Origin of the sequence: Paenibacillus oryzae (assembly GCF_001675045.1) — a bacterium.
GTDB classification, from domain to species: Bacteria; Bacillota; Bacilli; order Paenibacillales; family Paenibacillaceae; genus Pristimantibacillus; species Pristimantibacillus oryzae.
In genome coordinates, this window is record NZ_LYPA01000024.1 from 13,015 (window position 1) to 37,299 (window position 24,285).

Annotated in this window: 23 protein-coding genes and 1 tRNA gene; 19 read left to right on the forward strand and 5 right to left on the reverse strand. The window is 51.1% G+C overall.

Annotation, left to right across the window (positions count from 1 at the left end):
- The 11 genes from hisH (at position 1) to A7K91_RS01380 (ending at position 10,715) form a co-directional block, all read left to right on the forward strand.
- Complete coding sequence (hisH, locus tag A7K91_RS01330; protein ID WP_068678897.1) at positions 1-630, forward strand: imidazole glycerol phosphate synthase subunit HisH; 630 nt, start codon at positions 1-3, stop codon at positions 628-630.
- Positions 620-1,378: an imidazole glycerol phosphate synthase subunit HisF gene (gene hisF / locus A7K91_RS01335; RefSeq protein ID WP_068678899.1), complete on the forward strand. Its 759-nt coding sequence runs from the start codon at positions 620-622 to the stop codon at positions 1,376-1,378. Before hisH ends, hisF begins: the two co-directional genes overlap by 11 nt.
- On the forward strand, positions 1,375-2,058 hold the full coding sequence (gene hisIE, locus A7K91_RS01340) for a bifunctional phosphoribosyl-AMP cyclohydrolase/phosphoribosyl-ATP diphosphatase HisIE (RefSeq protein ID WP_068678901.1): 684 nt from the start codon (positions 1,375-1,377) through the stop codon (positions 2,056-2,058). Before hisF ends, hisIE begins: the two co-directional genes overlap by 4 nt.
- 115 nt (positions 2,059-2,173) lie before the next feature.
- The gene (locus tag A7K91_RS01345; protein WP_068678903.1) at positions 2,174-3,124 is read left to right on the forward strand and encodes a ribose-phosphate diphosphokinase; all 951 of its coding nucleotides are present in this window, start codon (positions 2,174-2,176) and stop codon (positions 3,122-3,124) included.
- Positions 3,125-3,263: 139 nt separating this feature from the next.
- Positions 3,264-5,009 carry a tetratricopeptide repeat protein gene (locus A7K91_RS01350; protein WP_068678905.1) on the forward strand — a complete coding sequence of 582 codons (1,746 nt, stop codon included), beginning with the start codon at positions 3,264-3,266 and terminating at the stop codon, positions 5,007-5,009.
- Positions 5,010-5,435: 426 nt separating this feature from the next.
- The gene (gene trxB / locus A7K91_RS01355; protein WP_068678906.1) at positions 5,436-6,383 is read left to right on the forward strand and encodes a thioredoxin-disulfide reductase; all 948 of its coding nucleotides are present in this window, start codon (positions 5,436-5,438) and stop codon (positions 6,381-6,383) included.
- 167 nt (positions 6,384-6,550) lie between these two features.
- On the forward strand, positions 6,551-7,501 hold the full coding sequence (locus tag A7K91_RS01360; protein WP_068678908.1) for an ROK family glucokinase: 951 nt from the start codon (positions 6,551-6,553) through the stop codon (positions 7,499-7,501).
- A gap of 12 nt (positions 7,502-7,513) precedes the next feature.
- The gene (gene rapZ, locus A7K91_RS01365) at positions 7,514-8,401 is read left to right on the forward strand and encodes an RNase adapter RapZ (RefSeq protein WP_068678910.1); all 888 of its coding nucleotides are present in this window, start codon (positions 7,514-7,516) and stop codon (positions 8,399-8,401) included.
- 14 nt (positions 8,402-8,415) lie between these two features.
- Positions 8,416-9,405 carry a gluconeogenesis factor YvcK family protein gene (locus A7K91_RS01370; protein ID WP_068678912.1) on the forward strand — a complete coding sequence of 330 codons (990 nt, stop codon included), beginning with the start codon at positions 8,416-8,418 and terminating at the stop codon, positions 9,403-9,405.
- A gap of 6 nt (positions 9,406-9,411) precedes the next feature.
- Positions 9,412-10,353 carry a DNA-binding protein WhiA gene (gene whiA, locus A7K91_RS01375; protein WP_068678914.1) on the forward strand — a complete coding sequence of 314 codons (942 nt, stop codon included), beginning with the start codon at positions 9,412-9,414 and terminating at the stop codon, positions 10,351-10,353.
- A gap of 92 nt (positions 10,354-10,445) precedes the next feature.
- Positions 10,446-10,715, forward strand: coding sequence for an HPr family phosphocarrier protein (locus A7K91_RS01380; RefSeq protein WP_068678916.1), 270 nt, complete (start codon positions 10,446-10,448; stop codon positions 10,713-10,715).
- A 78-nt stretch (positions 10,716-10,793) separates the two neighbouring features.
- Here the strand turns inward: A7K91_RS01380 and A7K91_RS01385 are convergent, their stop codons facing one another.
- The 3 genes from A7K91_RS01385 to clpP form a co-directional block, all read right to left on the reverse strand.
- The gene (locus A7K91_RS01385) at positions 10,794-11,708 is read right to left on the reverse strand and encodes an L-lactate dehydrogenase (RefSeq protein WP_068678918.1); all 915 of its coding nucleotides are present in this window, start codon (positions 11,706-11,708) and stop codon (positions 10,794-10,796) included.
- Between the two features lie 15 nt (positions 11,709-11,723).
- Positions 11,724-12,506: a formate/nitrite transporter family protein gene (locus A7K91_RS01390; protein WP_068678920.1), complete on the reverse strand. Its 783-nt coding sequence runs from the start codon at positions 12,504-12,506 to the stop codon at positions 11,724-11,726.
- 196 nt (positions 12,507-12,702) lie between these two features.
- Positions 12,703-13,284 (reverse strand): ATP-dependent Clp endopeptidase proteolytic subunit ClpP, encoded by a 582-nt coding sequence (clpP, locus tag A7K91_RS01395; protein WP_068678922.1) that lies wholly within the window; start codon positions 13,282-13,284, stop codon positions 12,703-12,705.
- 355 nt (positions 13,285-13,639) lie between these two features.
- On the opposite strand from clpP, the gene A7K91_RS01400 reads away from it, so the two are divergent.
- Positions 13,640-14,422 carry an HAD family hydrolase gene (locus A7K91_RS01400; protein WP_068678924.1) on the forward strand — a complete coding sequence of 261 codons (783 nt, stop codon included), beginning with the start codon at positions 13,640-13,642 and terminating at the stop codon, positions 14,420-14,422.
- A 27-nt stretch (positions 14,423-14,449) separates the two neighbouring features.
- Entirely contained in the window at positions 14,450-15,307 is an 858-nt protein-coding gene (locus A7K91_RS01405) for a metallophosphoesterase family protein (protein ID WP_068678926.1), read from the forward strand.
- 553 nt (positions 15,308-15,860) lie between these two features.
- On the opposite strand, the gene A7K91_RS01410 is transcribed toward A7K91_RS01405, so the two are convergent.
- Together A7K91_RS01410 and A7K91_RS01415 are read right to left on the reverse strand one after the other, a co-directional pair.
- Positions 15,861-16,364 (reverse strand): hypothetical protein, encoded by a 504-nt coding sequence (locus tag A7K91_RS01410; RefSeq protein ID WP_156739244.1) that lies wholly within the window; start codon positions 16,362-16,364, stop codon positions 15,861-15,863.
- Positions 16,365-16,701: 337 nt separating this feature from the next.
- Positions 16,702-16,776 (reverse strand) — tRNA-Arg (locus A7K91_RS01415).
- 233 nt (positions 16,777-17,009) lie between these two features.
- Here A7K91_RS01415 and A7K91_RS01420 point away from each other — a divergent pair.
- From A7K91_RS01420 to eno, 6 genes are all read left to right on the forward strand, one after another.
- Entirely contained in the window at positions 17,010-18,047 is a 1,038-nt protein-coding gene (locus A7K91_RS01420) for a sugar-binding transcriptional regulator (RefSeq protein ID WP_068678930.1), read from the forward strand.
- Between the two features lie 140 nt (positions 18,048-18,187).
- Positions 18,188-19,198 (forward strand): type I glyceraldehyde-3-phosphate dehydrogenase, encoded by a 1,011-nt coding sequence (gap, locus tag A7K91_RS01425; RefSeq protein ID WP_068678932.1) that lies wholly within the window; start codon positions 18,188-18,190, stop codon positions 19,196-19,198.
- Positions 19,199-19,320: 122 nt separating this feature from the next.
- Positions 19,321-20,505 carry a phosphoglycerate kinase gene (locus A7K91_RS01430; protein WP_068678934.1) on the forward strand — a complete coding sequence of 395 codons (1,185 nt, stop codon included), beginning with the start codon at positions 19,321-19,323 and terminating at the stop codon, positions 20,503-20,505.
- A 24-nt stretch (positions 20,506-20,529) separates the two neighbouring features.
- Positions 20,530-21,285, forward strand: a complete 756-nt coding sequence (gene tpiA / locus A7K91_RS01435) for a triose-phosphate isomerase (RefSeq protein WP_082967167.1) — start codon at positions 20,530-20,532, stop codon at positions 21,283-21,285.
- Position 21,286: 1 nt separating this feature from the next.
- Positions 21,287-22,828, forward strand: coding sequence for a 2,3-bisphosphoglycerate-independent phosphoglycerate mutase (gene gpmI / locus A7K91_RS01440; RefSeq protein ID WP_068678936.1), 1,542 nt, complete (start codon positions 21,287-21,289; stop codon positions 22,826-22,828).
- A gap of 108 nt (positions 22,829-22,936) precedes the next feature.
- Positions 22,937-24,229: a phosphopyruvate hydratase gene (gene eno / locus A7K91_RS01445; protein ID WP_068678938.1), complete on the forward strand. Its 1,293-nt coding sequence runs from the start codon at positions 22,937-22,939 to the stop codon at positions 24,227-24,229.
- Positions 24,230-24,285: the final 56 nt, after the last annotated feature.

Below are 24,285 nucleotides of genomic sequence, written 5' to 3' on the forward strand. Positions count from 1 at the left end.
ATGATCGCGATCATCGATTACGGCATGGGCAATTTGCACAGCGTGAGCAAAGCGGTTGAGCGTTTGGGCTACAATGCCGTTGTTACGGCTGATCCAGCGGTTATCGCGGAGGCTGACGGAGCTATCCTGCCCGGGGTCGGGGCGTTTGGCGACGCGATGGAGAACCTGAGGGAAACCGGACTTGATGCCGTAACGAAGGCTTATGCAGGATCAGGCAAGCCGCTGCTTGGCATCTGTCTTGGCATGCAGCTGCTTTTTGATAAAAGCGAGGAATATGGAAGCCATGAAGGACTGGGCCTGCTTCCGGGCGAAGTGACGCGCTTTAGCGGCGATTTCAAAATTCCCCATATGGGCTGGAATAAACTGCAATTCAGGCAAGCAGACTCGCCGCTGCTGGAAGGACTGGAAGAGGGACATGTCTATTTTGTCCATTCGTTTCACGTCAAGACGGGGCAAGCGGGCGATTTGCTGGCAACCTGCGACTATTACGGCGATGTCACCGCGATAGTTGGACGGGAGAGTCTGTTCGGCATGCAGTTCCACCCGGAAAAAAGCGGAGAGCTTGGCATGAAGCTGCTGGGCAATTTTTTGCGGTTGACGGGAAGAGAGGGAGAGGCGCATGTTAGCTAAACGAATTATTCCGTGTCTGGACGTAAAGGACGGACGTGTTGTAAAAGGAGTCAATTTTGTTAATTTGCGCGATGCTGGCGACCCCGTGGAGCTTGCCGCTACCTATGACCGCGAAGGCGCAGACGAGCTGGTTTTTCTGGATATTTCAGCTTCGGTAGAGGGCAGAGCCACCATGATCGAGGTCGTCAAGCGGACGGCGGGAGAAATTACGATTCCCTTTACCGTTGGCGGCGGTATCTCTCATGTGGACGATATGAAGCGGCTGCTGCGGGCGGGCGCGGACAAAATCGGAATCAACACAGCTGCGGTGCGCAATCCGGCTCTGGTGTCCGAGGGAGCGAGAAAGTTTGGCTCGCAATGCATCGTGGTTGCCATTGATGCGCGTTATAATCCGGAGTGGGGCGAGTGGGAGGTCTACACGCACGGCGGCAGACAATCCACCGGCATCCGCGCGCTGGAATGGGCCTCCGACATTCAGAAGCTTGGAGCTGGCGAAATTCTGCTGACCAGCATGGATGCGGACGGCACAAAGGACGGCTTTGACATAGCGTTGACGAAGGCGGTATCCGAGCGTGTCGGCATACCTGTCATTGCATCCGGCGGAGCGGGCTCCATCAACCATTTTGGCGAGGTGTTCAGCGAGGCGAATGCGGATGCGGCGCTTGCAGCCACCATTTTTCACTATAAGGAAATGACGATTGCCGAAGTGAAGGACGATTTGCGTGCAAAAGGAGTAGAGGTGCGATGACGGAAGTTGGTTTGGATATCGGACTGAAAATCAAGTGGGGAGCGGACGGTTTGGTGCCGGCCGTTGTGCAGGATGCTGTCAGCAAGGAAGTGCTGATGATGGCGTATATGAATGCTGAATCGCTCCAGCTGTCGATCCAGAGCGGCACGACCTGGTTCTGGAGCCGCTCGCGGAACGAGCTGTGGAACAAGGGAGCGACCAGTGGTCATACCCAGCGTATTGTATCTATGGCCTACGATTGCGACGGCGACACGCTGCTAGTTAAGGTGGTGCAGAAGGGGCCGGCATGCCATACGGGCAAATACAGCTGCTTCTTCAATGATATTCCGGTATCCGGCGAGGCTTCTCAAGACGCCAATGCGGAGGGCGGAGACCGCTTCGAGGTGCTGGGCAAGCTGGAATCCGTCATTGCGGAGCGATACGCGGAACGTCCGGAGGGCACGTACACCTCCTATCTTTTTGACAAGGGTTTGGACAAAATATTGAAAAAGGTCGGCGAAGAAGCAGCCGAGGTTATTATCGCTGCCAAAAATGCCGATAACGACGAATTGCGCAGCGAAGCCAGCGACCTTATTTTCCATCTCATGGTATTGCTTAAGGAGCGCGGATTGCCGCTTGACGACATTATGAGCGAGCTGGCGAAGCGCGATGGCAAGCCCACCACCAATAAAATGCGGTGATTTGTCGAAAATATTAACAATACCTTTTTGAAATCTCAACAAATGTATGTATAATAGGACAGTAAGCATTGATCGAAGTTTTAAATTATTTGGTTGAAACGCTCAGGAGGGTATCATGTTAAGCGACAAGGTACGTATTTTTTCGGGTTCATCAAATCCGGTGCTGGCTCAAAAGATTAGTGCAGAGCTTGGTCTGAACCTTGGTTCCATCAAATTGTCACGTTTCAAGAGCGGAGAGATTTACGTCCACTATGAAGAAACGATTCGGAACTGCGATGTTTTTCTTGTTCAGTCGTTCTCGCATCCCATCAACGAGCATTTTGTCGAATTGCTGGTCATGATCGACGCGGCGAAGCGGGCATCCGCACGCACGGTCAATATTATCATGCCTTATTACGGCTATGCCCGCCAGGAGCGCAAGGCTGCGCCGCGGGAGCCAATTTCGGCAAAAATGCTGGCGGATGTGCTGACGACGGTAGGAGCGACGCGCGTCATTACGATCGACCTGCACGCCCCGGCAATCCAAGGCTTCTTTAATATTCCAGTGGATCATATGACGGCGCTGGATCTCATCAGCGACTATCTGAAATCCAAAAATATTAAGAATCCGGTTGTTGTATCGCCGGATGCCGGACGCGCTTCGACAGCCGAAAAGCTTGCCAATTATCTGGATACGTCCTTCGCCATCATGATTAAGAAACGTCCCGCGCACAATGAGTCATCCATTACGCATGTCATCGGGGATGTCGAGGGGCAAACGCCGATTATTATCGAGGATCTTATCGATACGGGCTCAACAATCGTAAATGTTGTGGAAAGCTTGAAGGAGCGGGGAGCAGAAGACGTCTACGTATGCGCCACTCATCCTCTTTTCTCCGGCAATGCGATTCAGCGTCTGGATCACTCCAGCATCAAGGAAGTCATTGTAACGGACTCCATTCTGCTGCCGGAGACAACGCCGGACCGATTCCGAATTTTGTCGGTGGCGCCGCTTCTGGCGGAAGCGACGCGCATTATTCTGGATGGCGGCTCCATCAGCACCCTCTTCAAGAACAAAGGCGTTTAACCGGAAATAAATATAATTCCATAGTTTTTCCCGTGAAAAAATCGCGGACGGCCCTGTGCTGTCCGCGATTTGCCACATATTCTTTTCTGTGGAGTTGCGGCGGCTATGTTATAATCGTTAAAAAGGAGGTGCCTTGCAAGTGAAAGAAAAAAAAGCGGCGGCTGCAGGCGGAGAAGCAAAAATCATATCCATCCAATGGGACGCCACGTTTTTTTTCGAGCGGGCGGTGCGCTCTTTGGACCGGTTCCATTACGACAAGGCACTTAAATATTTTCGCAAGGCGATTGAATATGAGCCGGACAATCCCGTCAATCATTGCAATATGGCAGGGATTTTGTCGGAGATGGGCAATTACGAGGAATCCAATCGGATCCTTGGCTGGATTCTGGATGAATTAGATCCGATGATGACGGAATGTCACTTCTATATGGCGAACAATTATGCCAACATGGAAATGTACGAGGCGGCAGAAGGTTCGCTTGTTCAATATTTGCAGGAAGACCCGGAGGGGCAATACCTGGATGAAGCGGAAGAAATGATGGAGCTTCTTCATTACGAGCTGGAGCGGCCCATGACGCTGACGAATATTAAATCCAGAGAGGGCATGGTGGAGCATGACCAGGCTCGCGCCTTGCTGGAGGAAGGCAAGTTTACAGAAGCGGTGCGCATTCTGGAAAGCATTGCGGAGAAGCAGCCTGAATTTCTGGCAGCCCGCAATAATCTGGCGCTTGCTTATTATTATATGGGCATGTTTGACAAAGCTATGGAGTCCATTGCCGGCGTGCTGGAGCATGAGCCGGGCAATTTGCATGCACTTTGCAATCTGGCTATTTTCTATCAGCATGAAGGCAATACGGATGAGCTGGCGGGGCTGTTGGAGCTGCTGGTGAAAACTGTGCCTTTTCATCAAGAGCATGTGTTTAAGCTGGCGACTACTATGGGGATCTTGGGAGAACACGGCATTGCCTACCGCCACTTTATCCGCTTATTGAAGGACGGAGAAGTGCATCAGGACCCCTGTCTCTATCATTACGCCGCCGTTGCGGCCTGTAATATCGGCCGTTACGACGAAGCGGAGCGGTTGTGGAAATCAACGTTGAAGCTTGATCCTGCATCGGGTATTCCTCATTATTATATGAGCCAGCTGGAACTGATCCGTTCCGGGAACGGGGGTCCGGCGGTAAGCTACCACTATCATTTGCCCTTTGAGGAGCAGTTCAAGCTGTGGGAGAAATCGTCGGACGGCATGCCGGATCATTTGAAGCGCGATCCCCTTGTCCGCTCATCGTTTTTCTGGGCGCTGCGGCATGGCGATCAAAGCACGAAGCTGCAGGTCATTCAGGCGTTCGGCATGATTGCCGACAACGAGGTCAAGGATGTGCTGCGCGCGTTTTTGCTGGAGCCCGACGAAGACGATTATTTGAAAAATATAGCGGTGTTTGTTTTGAGAACCATCGGTGTCCAGGAGCCGCTGCATGCGGTGCTGGAGGGCAAAGCCGCCGTTATCGAGCCGCGCCAGATGCCGTCCCGGCTGCCGGAGTGGGACGACAAATGGGAGGCCGTTGCTCAAGCGGCTATCAGCCGGATGAGCAAGCATTATGATTTGGTGCAGCAGCATGATATGATGACGTTATGGGTGGAGTTTCTGACCCGTCTTTATCCCGATGTGCCTAAGCTGTCGAAGCCGGAGGGCTGGGCGGCGGCGCTGGAATATTTGACGGCAAAGATGCACAGGCGCGCCATATCGTACCATGAAGTTTCAGTAAGGTACGGAACTTCAATTGCTACCGTCAGCAAGCATGTCAAGCTGATCGACAGCGTATGCGGAATCAAGGAAAAGATGAAGAGCATCAGCTCGGTCTTTTTTGGCCAGGATTTGAAGTGAATATGGCGGCTCGCTTGCAGAGGCGGCCTTACTTGGGTAATCCTCCGAACGCGGAACGAACTGTGTGCTTGCGGACATCGGTGACCTTTACAAGCTTCATTGTACAGGAAATCAGTTTCTAAAGGACATTGGCGACCGTTCCAGCTCATTTTCACCTACCAAATCACACTTTTTGTCCTCTAAAGGACAGAAGTGACCGTTGCTGAAAGAGATTTCAGTGTTTTCGGGCTTTAACGGACAAATGTGACCGCTAAACACTAAACCTCAAAGCAGGACAGATTACACAGTTGCGGGCATATGCTTATTACGGCTTTGTTTCGTATTCGACGTTGTTTAATGCCGGTCATGACGTCAGCCATGCTTCTCCAAAACGGCCGTTTAGAACAACGTTTGTAACGTTTATATCATGAAGATGAGGTGAGGAACATGTACAAGTCCATTATTATCGGCACAGGCCCAGCAGGTCTGACGGCCGCTATCTATCTGGCGCGGGCCAACATGAATCCGCTCATTATTGAAGGTCCGGAACCGGGCGGCCAATTGACGACAACAACCGAGGTTGAAAATTTCCCCGGTTTCCCCGAGGGCATTATGGGGCCGGATTTGATGGCCAATATGCGCAAGCAAGCGGAGCGCTTCGGAGCCAAGTTTGTAACGGGCTGGGTCGAAAGCGTCGAACTGAGCCAGCGCCCTTTTAAACTGCAGGTGGACGGTCACGGAGAAATGATTGGTGAATCCGTTATTATTTCAACAGGGGCATCCGCTAAATATCTCGGTATTCCAGGGGAAAGGGACAATGTAGGCAAAGGCGTGAGCACTTGCGCAACCTGCGACGGCTTTTTCTTCAGAGGTAAAAAAATCATCGTGGTTGGCGGCGGCGACTCCGCTATGGAGGAAGCCAACTTCCTGACCCGGTTTGCCACGGGCGTGGAGCTTGTCCATCGCCGCGATGAGCTGCGTGCGTCCAAGATTATGCAGGACCGCGCCCGCGAAAATGAAAAAATTGGCTGGAGCCTGAACAAAACACCGCTTGAGGTTGTGGCGACGGGCATGGGCGTAACAGGCCTCAAGGTCCGCGACAACACATCCGGCGAAGAAGAGGTTTTGGAAACGGACGGCATATTTGTTGCAATCGGACACACGCCGAACACGGCGTTCCTTGGAGGAGCAGTGGAGACGGATGAGCACGGCTACATCAAGGTGAAGCCGGGAACATCGGAAACCAATGTGCCAGGCGTATTCGCTTGCGGCGATGTGCAGGACAGCAAATACCGTCAGGCGATCACGGCGGCGGGCAGCGGCTGTATGGCGGCGCTGGACTGCGAGCGATTCCTGGAAGGCAGCATCACGCATGACTGGAGTCAATCCTTGTAATTGCGCCTAGCGCTAGACCTGGGGCTGCACCCGAAAAGGCATATAGCCGCGGGCTGCAGCCCCTGCTTTTAGGGCTATGTAGAGGCTTTCTGTTCGCTTGACCGGAGCAGTTACAACCCTTATAGTGGGAACAGAGAACGTTAACTTTATAAATGAGGTGGCAGGGAATGTCTGAGAAGATTTATGTTGGAGTCGATGTCGGCGGCACTACAATTAAGGTAGGCATCTGCGATTCTGAAGGTAAGCTGCTGGGCACGTATGAAGGCGATACGGAAGTGAGCAAAGGAACGGATGCGATCCTTCACAATATTGCAAAGTACGCGCGGGCGATCGTGGAGGAATCTCCTTATGAATGGGAGCAGGTGGACGGCGTAGGCATCGGCATTGCGGGTTTTCTCGACATTCCGGCCGGTTATGTGAAATTTTCCGCTAACCTGAAGATCGAAAATACGGATTTAAAGGGTATCCTGGAGCAAGAGCTGGGCAAAACAATCAAGATCAACAATGACGCCAACGTGGCGGCGCTGGGCGAGGCGTGGGCCGGAGCGGGCCGCGGCGTGTCCGATTGCGTATGTTATACACTCGGAACAGGCGTGGGCGGCGGTATTATTATCGGCGGCAAAATCGTGGAAGGTTTCGCCAGCATGGCGGGTGAGCTTGGCCATATTGCAATCGTGCCGGATCTGGAAGCGATTCAATGCGGCTGTGGCAAGATGGGCTGTCTGGAGACGGTATCCTCTGCTACGGGCATTATTCGCATGGCCAAGGATGCAGTGGCTCGGGGCGACCGCACTTCATTGTCCCAGGTCGAAAACATTATGGCGAAGGACGTTGTTGACGCCGCCAAGGCCGGCGATGAGGTTGCAAGCCGCATCGTATCCCGAGCTGCTTATTATTTGGGCAAATCGATGGCTATTATGGCGATTGTGCTTAATCCGGAATATTTTATTGTTGGCGGGGGCGTTTCCAAAGCGGGAGATTTCCTGTTTGACCAAATTCGCGAGGTATTCGAGAAATATACGCAGGATCAGGCGAAGGAAGGCGTGCGCATTGTACCGGCCGTATTGGGCAATGACGCCGGTGTTGTAGGAGCGGCAGGACTTATTCTAAGAGGATAGCAGGTGCTTTCTATGGATACATCAGCTACGCTGGCCAAGCTGGTCATTATAACCGGCATGTCGGGTGCGGGAAAAACGATTGCGGTTCAAAGTCTGGAGGATCTCGGCTTTTTTTGCGTGGACAATTTGCCTCCGGTGCTTATCCCGAAATTTGCGGAGCTGATTGAACAGTCCAATGGCAAAATCGGGAAGGTTGCGCTTGTCATTGATTTGCGCGGACGGGAATTTTTTACGGCACTGGCGGAGTCATTGGTTTATATCAAGGATCATCATACGATCAGCTGCGAAATTTTGTTCCTGGACGCTACGGATGATGTGCTTGTTCAGCGGTATAAGGAAAGCCGGAGACGGCATCCGCTTGCGCAGCAGGGCCTTCCCCTGGAGGGGATCCATGCTGAGCGCCGCATGCTGGAGGATTTGAAGGGTTCGGCTTCGCAGGTCATTGATACGAGCAAGCTTAAGCCTCTTCAGCTCAAGGAACGCATTATTTCCCATTTTACCAATCAGGAGCAAAGCAGTCTTTCCATTAATGTGACTTCCTTTGGGTTTAAATACGGCATTCCGATTGATGCGGATTTGATCTATGACGTACGCTTTTTGCCGAATCCCCATTATGTGGAGCAGTTGCGGCCGAACACGGGACAACATCCCGATGTATACGACTATGTCATGAAGTGGCCGGAGACGCAGCAGTTTTTGACCAAACTTCTGGATATGCTGCAATTTCTCATTCCGTTGTACCGCAAGGAAGGGAAAAGCCAGGTTGTTGTTGGCATCGGGTGTACGGGAGGCAAGCATCGTTCTGTCGCAATAGCGGAATATTTGGGCCGGATGCTCGGCAGCAGCGATACGGAGCGTGTGCGCGTCAGCCATCGCGATTCCGAACGGGATAAGCATTGACGCGAGGTGAGAGGATGCAGAGTATTCAAAAAATAGTCCGCCGTCCCAAAATCGTTGTCATTGGCGGCGGTACGGGACTATCCGTCATGCTGCGGGGGCTTAAAGAAAAGCCTCTGGACATTACGGCGATTGTAACGGTGGCGGACGATGGAGGCAGCTCAGGCGTATTGCGCAACGAGCTGCAGATTCCGCCCCCAGGCGATATCCGAAACGTGCTGATGGCGCTGGCGGACGCAGAGCCGCTGCTTACCGAGGTGTTGAAGTACCGCTTCAACAGCGGCACAGGACTTGCGGGACACAGCCTGGGCAATCTGATGCTGGCCGCCATGACGGATATTAGCGGCGGGGATTTTGTAACAGGGGTACGACGACTGAGCGAAGTGCTTGCCGTACGAGGCATGGTTCTCCCTGCCGCGAACCGGGCGATTGTGCTGAACGCCGAAATGGTGGACGGCACCATCATTACGGGGGAATCCATGATTCCTAAAGCAGGCAGGCGTATTAAGCGCGTATTCCTGGAACCGGCTGACGTGGAGCCGCTGCCGGAGGCAGTAGAAGCGATTGAAAGCGCAGATGCTATTCTCATTGGGCCTGGCAGCTTATATACCAGTATTATGCCAAACCTGATTGTGCCGAAGCTGGCGCAAGCGATCGTTCAATCGGAAGCGGTTAAGCTGTTTGTATGCAACGTGATGACGCAGCCTGGCGAAACGGATAATTATTCCGTAAGCGACCATCTGGATGCCATTCATGATCATATCGGCCATCATTTATTTGATTATGTTATTGTCAACGACGGAGAAATTCCTCCACAAGTGGAGAGCAAATACGCAGAGCTGGGTTCCAAGGCTGTTCATCTGGATATTGATGAAGTGACGCGGCGGGGGTATAAGGTCATCGCCGACCGTCTCGTTTTATTCAGGACGTTCCTGAGGCATGATGCGGAGCGGCTGAGTCATCATATTTATAAGCTTGTGGAAAACTGGATGTTACGAAAGAGGTGAAGCAGAATGTCTTTTGCGGCGCAGACAAAAAAGGAACTGACCCTGATTGAAGCGGACGGATGCTGTGAGCGCGCTGAGTTGTCGGCGCTTATACGGATGAACGGTTCAGTCAGCTTATCCAGCCGCAAGGTCGTTCTTGACATCTCCACAGAAAATGCCGCTATCGCAAGAAGAATATATTCGCTTGTGAAGAAGCATTTTAATGTTCATGTAGAGCTTCTTGTGCGCAAAAAAATGCGGCTCAAAAAAAATAATGTGTACATCGTCAGAATGCCCTCCATGGTGCAAGAGGTGCTTGCGGAGCTACGCATTGTATCGGAAGGATTTCTGTTCAGCGCAGGCATAGACAAGGATATGATTCGCAAGCCCTGCTGCAAGCGTTCTTACTTGAGAGGCGCATTTCTGGCAGGTGGCTCGGTCAACAATCCGGAGGGCTCCTCGTATCATTTGGAAATCGCTTCCATGTACCAGGAGCATTGTGAAGCGCTGGTGGAGCTGGCGAATAAATTTGATTTAAACGCCAGATGCATTGAACGGAAAAAAGGGTTTGTGTTCTATATTAAGGAAGGCGAAAAAATAATCGAGCTGCTGAATATTATCGGGGCTCACCAGGCGTTATTCAAGTTTGAGGATGTTAGAATTATGCGCGATATGCGCAATTCGGTTAACCGGATTGTAAACTGCGAGACGGCTAACCTGAATAAAACAATCGGCGCGGCTGTGCGCCAAATTGATAACATCAAGCTTCTTCAAAAAGAAATCGGCTTGGAAAATTTGCCGGATAAGCTGCGCGAGGTAGCGGAAATCAGGCTGCTGCATCCCGATTCCAACCTGACGGAGGTAGGGGAGATGCTGGGCGGCAAGGTCAGCAAATCCGGCGTTAATCACCGATTGAGAAAAATCGACGAGCTGGCGGAAAAAATCAGAGGCGGCATAACTTTAACCTAGTGCAACCGCTTGTATAATGATATAATAAGACGAAATGGGTTTTTATACATCACATGCTAATGATTTAGTAAAATATAGGGGGTATGTTTTACATGACAAGGCTACCGGTTGTCGTTCGTCTGAAGACGGGGCTTCATGCGAGACCAGCAGCGCTATTCGTACAAGAAGCGAACAAATTTTCCTCCGAGGTATTTGTGGAAAAGGACGATAAGAAGGTTAATGCCAAGTCCATTATGGGCATTATGAGCCTTGCGATCAGTTCCGGTACTGAAATCTCGATTAGTGCAGAAGGTTCGGATGCCGAGCAAGCTGTTAACGCTTTAGTGGCATTGGTGAGCAAGGAAGAGCTTGAGAACCAATAGCTCGAACTATACATGTACGGAAAAAAGAGCCCTCAAACGCAGCCAAGCGGCGGTTGAAGGCTCTTTTTTCGTTAGTCCTTACAGTTGAAGAGTGGCAATCAGGCCTTTAATTTTATCCGCGGATTTGTGGAATAGCACTTTTTCTTCCTCGGAGATCGTGATATCCATAATTTTTCTCACACCGCTACGGTCGATTACGCAAGGTACCCCGAGATAAACGTCGGATACGCCATGGTAGTCGTTCAGCAAAGTAGAGACATTCAGCACAGCGCCTTCGTCGCTGAGAATCGCTGTACAAATCCGGTCAAGCGCCAAGGCGATGGCATAATAGGTTGCGCCTTTTGCTTCAATGATCTGGTAGGCGGCGTCACGCGTATTCGAAAATACTTCCTCGCGCTCGGCATCCGTTAGCTGAAGCTCAGAGCCTGCAACGTTGGCCAAGCTCCACAGCGGCAGCTCGGAATCGCCGTGTTCGCCGACAATGTGGGCGTGAACGCTGCGTGGGTCGATGTTCAGCTTTTGCCCGATCAAGTAGCGGAAACGGCCGCTGTCCAGCAATGTGCCGGAGCCGATGACGCGCTCTACCGGCAAGCCAGCTTTGCGGTAAGCCATGTAGCTCATGATGTCAACCGGGTTGGAGGCAATGAGGAGAATGGCGTCCTTATTGTAAGGAAGCACCTGCTCGATAATGCTGTCAAAAATAGCGACGTTCCGCTTCAGCAGATCGGTACGGGATTCACCCGGCTTTTGTGCGGCTCCAGCCGTAATGATGATGATATCCGCGCCTGCGCAGTCGGCATAGGAGCCCGCCCATACATCGGCTTGTCCCAGAAACGCCATGCCATGGTTCATGTCCAGCGCATCGCCCGCCGCTTTATTATGATTGGCGTCAATGAGGACCAGCTCGTCCATGCGATTGCGAAGCAGCAGCGTATAAGCAGTAGTAGAGCCAACGGCTCCCGTTCCAATAACGACGATTTTAGATTTTTTCATGTCATGACACTCCCCTTATTTGTCAGATTCAAAATACGGCTTATTGACGTAATGATACATAACCCCCATCAGCAAGCCTCCGCCAATGAGATTGCCCGCCGTAACCGGAATGATATTGCGAAAAGCTCCGACATAGGAGAAATTAGCAGGATCCAGCACAAATGCGATAGCAAACGTACATAAATTGGCGATGCTGTGTTCGTAGCCAGAAATAAAAAAGCAGAAAACAAACAGCATCATGGAAAACATTTTGGCCCCGTCGCCTTTCATGGACATCGGAACAAAAAAAGCGAGGCACACCAGCCAGTTACATAGAATGGCCCGGAAAAACAGCTCCGATACGGGGGCATTCATTTTTTTGTGGACAACCTCCAGCAAAAAGGCGTTGACGTCGGTACTGGCAAACAAGCCGGTTGTCCAGATCAGCAGCGCAAAGGCAGCCGCTCCCATAATGTTGCCAAGGTAGCTGAGGCACCACAGCCGGACGGTATCACGCCATCTCATCGACTTGCGCAGCGTGGCATAGGTGTAATAAAACGTGTTGCCGGTGAAAAGATCGCCGCCGCCGTAGCTGATGAGGATGATAGCTGCTCCGAAGGTAATCGCCGCCATGGGGTAGGTCAGAGGAGAATGCTCCATATAGAAGAAGCTGCCTGTTTTGAACGCAACGATGACGCCAAACCCGATAAACATGCTGGCAAGCATGGAGCGGGACAAATAACGCCAGATGCTGTTCTGATAAACGCGAAACTTCTTCAAGGCAAGCTGCTCGACCTTGTTTAACGCTTCTACTTCCATAAATTCACCTCAGGATGCGATTGTGAGTTCCGACACTTCTGATTATAGGTTGGAACAACTTGCTAATGCAATAAAATCACGGAGGAAATTCCCTTTTTTCTATAATTGTCAATGAAACGCGTCACAATCTCGCGAAATACAAAAAAATCCCGAGCCGCCGAGGGGCAACTAGGGATTTAATTGAAACAGCGTATGATCAGACTCTTTCGATTACTTTATCAACAAGGCCGTATTCTTGAGCCTCGGCCGCGCTCATGAAGTAATCGCGGTCGGTATCCTTTTCGATACGGTCCAGCGGCTGGCCGGAACGATCTGCAAGGATGTGGTTCAGCTTATCGCGCATCTTCAGGATGCGGCGAGCGCGAATTTCGATATCGCTTGCCTGGCCTTCGGCTCCGCCCAGCGGCTGATGGATCATCACTTCGCTGTTAGGCAGCGCATAACGCTTGCCCTTTGCGCCTGCCGTCAGCAGGAATGCGCCCATGGAAGCCGCCATGCCTACGCAGATAGTGGAAACATCAGGTTTAATGTATTGCATCGTATCGTAAATAGCCATGCCGGCTGTAATGGAGCCGCCGGGGCTGTTGATGTATAACGAGATATCCTTCTCCGGGTCTTCAGCTGCCAGGAACAGCATCTGCGCAATAATGGAGTTGGCTACCACATCATTAACACCCGAGCCCAGAAAAATAATACGATCCTTCAAGAGGCGGGAGTAAATATCGTAGGAACGTTCTCCGCGATTGCTTTGTTCAATAACCATAGGCACAAAATTCATGCTTAACCAAGCCTCCTCTTCATCATAAACGTAATGGATTTGGTGATGTGTAAATTTATAATAACGGATTATTTTGAAAAAGTCAAAGAAGGTCAAAGTCAATTAGATTAAGAGTGGTCTGAGCACTAATTTTCATTAAACGAATACCGAAGAATACGGCGGTTTATTTGACTTCTGCTTTGCGAGCAGCGAGATGTACGGAAAGGCTCAACTGATGTATTATCGTAAGGATACCATAGAAAAAACGGCATTAATACCGCGCAGCGTGAGCTGGGCAGGCTGAATAGCAATAAACGGGGAAGTCGTTGCGGCATCTAGGCCGTGTGGCGACGATTGGACAGAAAGGGAGATGGGCATGCCGCAGCTTGTAGTAAAAGACAGACGTTATCCGGTTGACGCCATTTTGTTCGATAAGGACGGTACATTACTGCAATTTATGGGCACTTGGGGAGTATGGAGCCGGCATTTGTTGGCCTCCTACTCGGCCCGTTTAACGGAAAAGCTTGGAAATGAGGTTTCGCTGGACGGAGCCAGCATATTGGGTGTTAGCGATGCTGAAAACGGAAGATCTGCGGATTATGACCGGAACGGACCGCTTGCGATGGGAACGATCGATCAGCTGCTGGCGGTGCTGGCGTGGCAAGGCTACCGGGCCGGGGCGTCCTGGGCTCAGGCGATGGAGGAGGCATACGCCAGCAAGCAGGATGCTGATAAAACGTTAGAGGCAGAGCGTCCGGCGCTGCCGCTACCAGGCGCTCTTTCCTTTGTGGAGCACTGCCGCTCCCATGGGCTGAAGCTGGCCGTCGTTACCGCGGATGATACTGCAGCAGCAGAAAAGCATTTGGCATGGCTAGGCATTCGTGATTATTTTGATGTGTGCATTGGAGCCGATGGAGTGGAGCGCAGCAAGCCGTTTCCCGATATGGCGCTTCTGGCGTGCGGGAAGTTGGGCGTGCACCCCTCGCGTGCAGCCGTTATCGGCGACACCGGAGGCGATATGGCAATGGCCAAAAGTGCTGGAATTGCTATCGCCATCGGTATTCAAGACGGTCCCGGGGGAGATGCGGCTCCGCTTGAAGGTGCGGATGTCTGCATAACGGGATATCAGGAATTGGCCATAAGCGAGGATGAGGCATGAAGTGTTAAAAAAGAAAGAGGGAACCCAATGAAGGGATTTAACAGCAATGCGCTGGAGGATAAGCCGATACTGTCGTTTCAGGTCATTACGGACACCCATATTCGTGCAGAGGGCGATCTAACCTATAACAGGCATTTTGGACTGGCGCTTCGTGATATTGCGGCAAACGGAGTGAATTCCTGCGGTATTATGCATGCAGGCGATTTGACGGATAACGGTTTTCCATCTGAATACGATGCGATGGCCTCTATCTGGAGGAAATTTGAGGCTCAATTGCCGCCCCTATACGCAACGATGGGAAACCATGATGTTCGTCTTGGCGTTTGGGAGGACCGGCTCCAACGCTTTTTGAGGCATTCCGGCATGTCTGGTCCCTATCATGATCATTGGATCGGGGGGTATCACTTTATTTTTCTGGGAACGGAAAAAAATCTGGAGCTGCATTGCTCGTTATCCGGTGAGCAGCTTCAATGGCTGGATCAAAAGCTGTGCGACCAAGGGACGCCTGATCGTCCTGTATTTGTTTTTCTGCACCAGCCATTGCTTAATACAGTCGCCGGATCGCTTGAACGCCAGCAGTGGCACGGAGTGGTTGAGGACGAGGAGCTGCGGAAGGTGCTAGGGAAATATCCCAACGCCATTTTGTTCACGGGCCATACCCATTGGCAGCTGGAATCGGAGCACACGCATTTTGAAGGGGGAAACCGTCTGCCGGATATGTTTAACGCGGCTTCCGTCGCTTATTTGTGGAGCGACGAGGGTGAAACCATTACAGGCAGCCAAGGCTTTTATGTAGAGGTGTATCCCAATCGTGTTTGCGTAAAAGGACGTGACTTTCTTCGCGGCGAATGGGTGAAGAATGCGCAGTTTGAAGTGAAGTATTGATTCGTAAGCGTTGGTTAATATTGCTGTAGTTCATTTTTGGAAATGAGAATTTATCTTTTGAGGCTTATCTTTTGGAACTTATCTTTTGGGTACATATTTTATTGGCATAGCGGATAGCTTGCGTTTGGTAAAGCTTATATGCGGAGAGAAACAAACAAGCGTGCCTGGCGGTTTGCCGGACACGCTTGTTTCATATCTATCGCTGTAACTACCCCCGCAGCAAACCATCGGTCGTCCATGACCGCAGGGCCTCAGATGGATATATTCCAGTTCTGTAATGGTCATTTACGACCGTCTGAGCCTCAGATGGATATATTCCTGTTCTGTAACGGTCATTTATGACCGCCAGAACCTCAAATGGCTAGTTTCCTAATCTGTAACGGTCACTTTTGTCCTTTGCCAATGAAAAGCTGGGCATAAGGGGGTGGAAATAGGCTTTTACGGTCGCCAATGACCATTAGAAACTGTTTTCGTGTAAAAAGTAACGTTTAAAGGCCGCAAATGTCCGTTAGAGTAAAGTGACAACTTTTCCTTTTGCCAAAGACGGTAGGCTTTATTCCAAATCAAAAAAAGATTCGGGACGAGTCAATATATGCGCACCAATCAGCCTCAGACTGTTTGGAGCCGCCTCTAGGAATGAGAGGTGAAAGGAGCTCATGGCCGCCAGCCATTCCTCGTGTTTGGCCAGATCCTCGCGTGTGGTCTGGAAATCCGTTAAACTTGTCGGCTGCCCCCAGCTCAGCAATGCGCCCTCCACCTTTTCGAGCAGCTGCAACTGCACAGTGTCGTCAAAATAGTTCAGCGCTGCTTTAGTACCGGACCATATTTTGGGTTGTGCCAGGAAATAGGCATTCCACCAAAAGTATTCGTCCAGCGGATCAACGGCGTGATAATAATAAACAAAAAATGAGAACAGCGCTTGTTGATCGGTCGTCAACTCATTGTAAAACTGTTCTTTAACCGCCGCGCTTTCTTCCAGCTCCGTAACGGACATTTTTTCCTTGTACGCCCCAATCATGGGCCTGAAGCAAAACGCTCCAAGTTTTTCCTGCGGCATTGACGCTAATTCTTCCATTGAAAGCTTCTGTTTATAAATAAGAAATCACTCTCCCGCAGGGAGTATAGCATACAAAGGGATAAACTGGAAAGCAGAAAACGCAACGTTACAGGAAGGAACATTCAGGGTAAAAGAAAGTGTGTACAGATACGAGAAAAAGTGTGCACAAGATAAAAGAAAGGATGAATGGATATAAAAAAAGCATGAACGCAGGTCATAAACCTGATTCATGCTAGTTGTGGTTATGTTTAGGTGTACGTTAAGCAGCGTGATTATGTAAGTAAAAGCTAATATGATGCGGACAATGCTGCTGTTGAAATTGTTGTTGAAGTTATTATGGCGCGCCCGCTAGGAATCGAACCTAGATCTCAGGCTCCGGAGGCCTACGTCATATCCATTGGACCACGGGCGCATATTGAAATTGCAACAAAAAACAGTAGCAAAAGTGATTATATAATAAATCAGTATGTAAATCAAGGCGTCTGGCAAAATTAATTTTGTGAAAATGATGACGGTAATCGCTTACATGTCCTTTTTGCTACTTGCAGGGGCTTTGCATTTTGGTTAAAATAGAGGTGGGACTAAAATTGAGTATGCGGGACAGAAATTGTCCAGGCGCTTTACCGATGGAGTGAAGGATAAGAGATGCGTCAGCTCATTGAACTGCAGCAGCAGCTTGTGCCGGAACTTCTGGAAGTGATGAGGAAGCGATATCTGATTTTAAGCCAGATTATGCTGTCTGATATCATTGGTCGCCGTACGTTGGCTAATGCCTTGCAGATGACGGAAAGGATGCTTCGCGCTGAAACGGACTTCCTGAAGGAGCAAGGCCTGCTGGAGATTCATCCCGCCGGCATGATGATTAGTGAAGCCGGCAAGATGGTGCTGGAAGAGCTGGAGCCAATGTACAAATCCCTGTTTGGCCTCTCGGAGCTTGGAGAGAAAATCAAGCGGCATTACGGCCTTAAGCAGGTTGCAGTTGTGCCGGGCGATTCGGAGGCTTCCATTGTAAGCAAGCGGGAGCTTGGAAAAGCCGCCTGCCATGTGCTTAGAGGAGAGCTTCGCTCCAACGATGTTGTGGCGATTACGGGCGGTACTACGATGGCGCAGGTTGCCAGCCAGCTGACTACCGGAACCGCAATGAAGGATGTATGGTTTGTCCCTGCCCGAGGCGGTCTTGGCGAAAGTCTGGATTACCAGGCCAACACGCTGGCGTCTATGATGGCGAAGCGGATCGGCGGGCAATACCGGATGCTGCATGTGCCGGACCATCTGGGGGAAGAAGCCTTTGCTTCCCTGATGCAAGAGCCCAATATCCGAGAAATCGTGGATGTGATCCGAAGCGCAAGAATCGTTGTGCACGGCATCGGCGATGCGATGGTTATGGCGAGGCGAAGAAAGCTGGAACAAGGCGCCGTACAGGAAATGACTGCGGAAGGCGCTTTGGCGGAGGCATTCGGGTTTTATTTTGACCGTAACGGCTCGGTCGTTCACAAAATGCAGACGGTAGGGTTACGTCTGGAGGATATTGCGAACACTGAGTTAGTGATTGCCGTTGCGGGCGGTAAAAATAAGGGTGAAGCTATCGCGGCGATTATGCGTTTCGGCCAGGATGACGTTCTTGTCACAGACGAAGCCGCAGCCTTGGAAATTGTCGAATTGATCGAACAGGAAACAAAATAAGCACCATGGCAGCCGTGCTGCTGCCCGGCCTGGGAAGTACTTAAGGCATCATGACGCGAAGCGAAGGCGCCAATCGGCGCTGCATGCGGAACGTCTTGAAATATATTTGCATTTTAAAAATGCTTAGGAGGCAATCACTCATGACAGTTAAAGTTGGTATTAACGGATTTGGACGTATTGGACGCTTGGCATTCCGTCGCATTCAGAACGTAGAAGGCATTGAAGTAGTTGCAATCAACGATTTGACCGACGCTAAAATGTTGGCGCACCTTCTGAAATATGACACAACACAAGGCCGCTTCGACGGCGAAGTTGAAGTTCATGACGGCTTCTTCAAAGTGAACGGCAAAGAAGTTAAAGTTCTGGCTAACCGCAACCCTGAAGAGCTTCCTTGGGGCGACCTAGGCGTAGACATCGTTCTGGAGTGCACAGGCTTCTTCACAACTAAAGAAGCTGCTGAAAAGCACCTTAAAGGCGGCGCTAAAAAAGTCGTTATCTCCGCTCCTGCAACTGGCGACATGAAAACCATCGTGTACAACGTTAACCATAACATCCTTGACGGCTCCGAGACTGTAATCTCCGGCGCTTCCTGCACAACCAACTGTCTGGCTCCTATGGCTAAAACGCTGCAAGACAAATTCGGCATCGTTCAAGGCCTGATGACTACTATTCACGCTTACACTGGCGACCAAAACACTTTGGATGCTCCGCATCCTAAAGGCGACTTCCGTCGCGCTCGCGCAGCTGCTGAAAACATCATCCCTAACACAACTGGCGCTGCTAAAGCAATCGGCCTGGTTATCCCTGAACTGCAAGGCAAGCTGGACGGCGCTGCACAACGCGTTCCTACGCCTACAGGCTCCCTGACTGAGCTGGTAACGGTTCTGGAGAAAAAAGTAACAGCTGAAGAAGTTAACGCAGCTATGAAAGCAGCTTCCGACGCTCAAACATTCGGCTACACAGAAGATGAAATCGTTTCTTCCGACATCGTGGGCATCACTTTTGGTTCCCTGTTCGATGCTACGCAAACTAAAGTTCTGACTGTTGGCGACCAACAACTGGTTAAAACAGTAGCTTGGTACGACAACGAAATGTCCTACACAGCTCAATTGGTTCGCACATTGGAGCATTTCGCAAAACTGGCTAAGTAATAACAGCCAACACGTAAGCAACGCCATAGAGCGGAAACAGTCGTTATTGTTTCCGCTCTTTATATATGGGCGTTGAACTTATATAACGGCAACCAAAAATTCAGGGTATGGGGGAACATACGATGAACAAAAAAAGTATTCGTGATGTAGCGGAACTGGCTGGCAAAAGAGTGTTTGTGCGCGTCGACTTTAACGTTCCAATCGAAAACGGCAAAATTACCGACGACAAACGGATTCGCGAAACGCTGCCTACAATCAACTTTCTGATTGAAAAAGGCGCTAAAGTTATTTTGGCAAGCCATCTTGGACGTCCTGACGGCAAAGTGGTTGAAGAGCTTCGCCATACGGCTTCCGCTGCTCGTTTGTCCGAGCTGCTGGGCAAACCGGTTGTAAAGGCTAACGAAGCGATTGGCGATACAGTTAAAGGCCAAATTGCGGCGCTTGGCAACGGCGACGTGCTCTTGCTTGAAAACGTTCGTTTCTACCCGGGCGAAGAGAAAAACGATCCTGAGCTGGCTAAAGCATTTGCAGAACTGGCTGACCTGTTCGTGAACGACGCATTTGGCGCGGCTCACCGTGCTCATGCTTCCACAGAAGGCATCGCGCATATCCTCCCTGCCGTATCCGGCCTGCTGATGGAGAGAGAGCTGGATGTACTTGGCAAAGCGCTGAACAACCCTGAGCGTCCGTTCACGGCTATTGTTGGCGGCTCCAAAGTAAAAGACAAAATCGCAGTTATCGACAAAATGCTGGAGATCGCTGACAACATTTTGATCGGCGGCGGCTTGTCCTATACATTCTTCAAGGCTCAAGGCCATGAAATCGGAAACTCCCTGGTTGACAACAGCAAGCTTGACCTGGCTCTTGAGTTTATCGAAAAAGCCAAAAAGCTGGGCAAAAACTTCCTGATTCCGGTTGACATTGTAGCTTCCGATGATTTCAGCGCTTCCGCAAACACGCAAGTCGTTGATGCAAGCGGCATTCCTGCCGGCTGGGAAGGCATCGACATCGGTCCTAAAACTCGCGAGCTGTATGCAGACGTGATCAAAAACTCCAAGCTGGTTGTTTGGAACGGACCTATGGGCGTATTCGAAATCGAGCCATTCGCTCACGGCACTATTGCAGTGGCACAAGCTTGCGCCGACACAACTGGCTACACCGTAATCGGCGGCGGCGACTCCGCTGCAGCTGCTGAGAAATTCGGCCTGGCTGACAAAATGGACTTTATCTCCACAGGCGGCGGCGCTTCCCTGGAGTTTATGGAAGGCAAAGCACTTCCAGGCGTTGTTGCCCTTAACGATAAATAAATTTTTTTGAAGGAGGTCATTTGAGTGAGCAGAACACCTATTATTGCAGGCAACTGGAAAATGTTCAAAACGGTTTCCGAAGCAACTTCCTTTTTTGCAGAAGTAAAAGGCAAAGCGGAAGTAGCTGGCGTGGAAAGCGTGATTTGCGCTCCTTTTACGGCGCTTCCGGCGCTCGTTGAAGCTGCTAAAGGCACCACAATTGCAATCGGCGCGCAAAACCTTCATTTTGAGGACAATGGCGCATTCACAGGAGAAATCAGCGGCGTAATGCTGAAGGACCTCGGTGTGAAATATGTCATTATCGGCCATTCCGAGCGTCGTGAATATTTCCTGGAAAGCGACGAAATCGTCAACAAGAAAACCCATGCGGCATTCAAGCACGGCTTGACTCCAATCGTTTGCGTAGGCGAAAAGCTGGAGGAGCGCGAAAGCGGCGCTACGAAGGACGTTTGCAAAGTGCAGACGGAGGGAGCTTTTAAAGGCCTGTCCGCTGAGCAAGCAGCCGAGGTTGTTGTTGCTTACGAGCCAATCTGGGCGATCGGCACTGGCAAATCCTCCAATGCGGCTGACGCGCAGGACGTTATCGGCTACATCCGCAGTGTTATCGCGGGTCTGTACGACGAAGCGGTTGCAGAAAAAGTGCGTATCCAATACGGCGGCAGCGTGAAGCCAAACACTGTTGCAGAATATCTGGGCGAAGCTGATATCGACGGCGCGCTTGTAGGCGGAGCCAGCCTTGAGCCAGCCTCCTACATCGCTCTGATCGAGGGGGCTAAGTAAGATGGCCTCCCGCAAACCTGCAGCGCTGATCATCCTGGACGGATTCGGACTTCGCAACGATGTAACGGGCAATGCGGTTGCTCAAGCGAAAAAACCGAACTATGACCGCTACTGGAATCAATATCCGCATACGACGCTGACAGCCAGCGGCGAAGCGGTAGGCCTGCCGGAAGGTCAAATGGGCAACTCCGAGGTTGGCCATTTGAACATCGGCGCGGGCCGTATCGTTTATCAGGATTTGACTCGCATTTCCAAGTCGATCCGCGATGGCGAATTTTTCGAGAACGAAACGCTGCTTGCAGCGGTGCGCCATGCCAAAGCCAACGGCAAAAACCTGCATCTGTACGGCTTGCTGTCCGACGGCGGCGTACACAGCCATATTGAGCACCTGTTCGCTTTGCTGGAGCTGGCGAAACGCGAAGGCCTGGATAAGGTGTTTATCCATGCTTTCCTGGATGGCCGCGATGTAGCGCCGGACAGTGCAAAAGGCTACGTCGAGCGTCTGCAAGCGAAGATTCAAGAGGTTGGCGTAGGCCAAATCGCAACGGTTCAAGGCCGTTATTACGCGATGGACCGCGACAAGCGCTGGGAGCGGGTAGAGAAGTCGTACCGCGCCATGGTGTATGGCGAAGGTCCTCAGTATACGGATCCGCTTAAAGCGGTCGTTGAATCGTACGAAAAATCCGTTTATGATGAATTCGTTATGCCGACGGTTATTACGGGTGAAGACGGCAAGCCGGTAGGATTGGTTCAGTCCGAGGATTCCGTTATTTTCTTCAACTTCCGTCCTGACCGCGCCATTCAATTGTCTCAAGTATTCACGAACGAGGATTTCCGCGGCTTTGAGCGAGGCGAAGGACGTCCTGTCAACTTGCATTTTGTATGTTTGACACTGTTCAGCGAGACAGTAGGCGGCTTTGTTGCCTATTCGCCAAAAAACCTGGACAACACGCTTGGCGAGGTGCTTGCGCAAAATGGCAAAACCCAGCTTCGCACAGCCGAGACCGAAAAGTATCCGCACGTTACGTTTTTCTTTAGCGGCGGACGCGACAAGGAATTGCCTGGTGAAACCCGCGTGCTGATCAATTCGCCAAAGGTTGCGACGTATGACCTGAAGCCTGAGATGAGCGCTTACGAGCTGGCGGAATCGACAGTTCGCGAGATCGAAGCTGACAAGCATGACGTTATCATTCTGAACTTCGCCAACCCTGATATGGTGGGCCACTCCGGTATGCTGGAGCCAACTATCAAGGCGGTTGAAGCAACGGATGAATGTCTGGGCAAGGTTGTAGAAGCTATTTTGGCCAAAGACGGCGTCTGCATCATTACAGCGGATCACGGCAATGCCGACATGGTATTTGACGAAAATGGCCGTCCTCATACGGCGCATACGACAAATCCGGTTCCGCTTATAGTAACCCGTGAAGGCCTCAGCTTGCGCGAAGGCGGCATTTTGGCGGATATTTCGCCAACGCTGCTGGATCTTATCGGTCTTGCGCAGCCAGAGGAAATGACTGGCTCGACATTGGTAGACAAGAAATAGTAGACTAAAAGAGGTTATCCAAAAAGCTCCTCAAGCCGGACTTTTTGAGCTAGCATAAAAGGCATGACCAACCCAAACTTTTTCAGACCAAAAGGAGTGTATTCAATTATGTCAGTAATCGTTGACGTATACGCACGCGAAGTGCTGGATTCCCGCGGGAATCCTACAGTCGAAGTTGAAGTATCCCTGGAATCCGGCGGCAAAGGCCGCGCAATCGTGCCATCCGGCGCCTCTACCGGCGCTCACGAGGCTGTTGAGCTTCGTGACGGCGACAAATCCCGTTACCTGGGCAAAGGCGTAACCAAAGCAGTCGACAATGTGAACTCGGTTATCGCACCGGAAATCATCGGATTGGACGCGCTGGATCAAGTGGCAATCGACCGCAAAATGATCGCGCTGGACGGCACGCCAAACAAAGGCAAGCTGGGCGCCAACGCTATTTTGGCTGTATCGATGGCTGTAGCGCGCGCTGCTGCTGACGCTCTGGATGTGCCTTTGTATACGTACCTGGGCGGCTTCAATGCCAAAACGCTTCCGGTACCAATGATGAACATCATCAACGGCGGCGAGCATGCCGACAACAACATCGACGTTCAAGAGTTCATGATCCTGCCTGTTGGCGCACCTGATTTCAAGGAAGCTCTTCGCATCGGCGCTGAAATCTTCCACAACCTGAAATCCGTACTGCACAGCAAAGGCTTGAGCACGGCTGTTGGCGACGAAGGCGGCTTCGCTCCTAACCTGGGCTCCAACGAAGAAGCGATCACAACCATCATCTCCGCAATCGAAAAAGCCGGCTACAAGCCAGGCGTTGACGTATTCCTGGGCATGGACGTTGCTTCCACTGAGTTCTTCAAAGACGGCAAATATGTGCTGTCCGGCGAAGGCAAATCCTTCACGCCAGCTGAATTCGTTGATCTGCTTGCTTCCTGGGTTGAGAAGTACCCAATCATCACAATCGAAGACGGCTGCTCCGAAGACGATTGGGAAGGTTGGAAGCTGCTTACCGATAAACTGGGCGACAAAGTTCAACTGGTTGGCGACGACTTGTTCGTAACCAACACTGAGCGTCTGTCCGACGGTATCGAAAAAGGCGTGGGTAACTCCATCCTGGTTAAAGTTAACCAAATCGGCACGCTGACTGAAACCTTCGACGCTATCGAAATGGCAAAACGCGCTGGCTACACAGCAGTTATCTCCCACCGTTCCGGCGAAAGCGAAGACAGCACAATCGCTGACATCGCAGTTGCTACAAACGCTGGCCAAATCAAAACAGGCGCTCCTTCCCGTACGGACCGCGTAGCGAAGTACAACCAACTGCTTCGCATCGAGGACCAACTGGGCTCCACCGCTCAATACGGCGGCAAAACAGCGTTCTACAACCTGAAAAGCTTCAAATAAGCAAAAATAAGCAAGCCCTTAAGCAACGCTTTGCTTAAAGCTTAACAAGAAAGCCG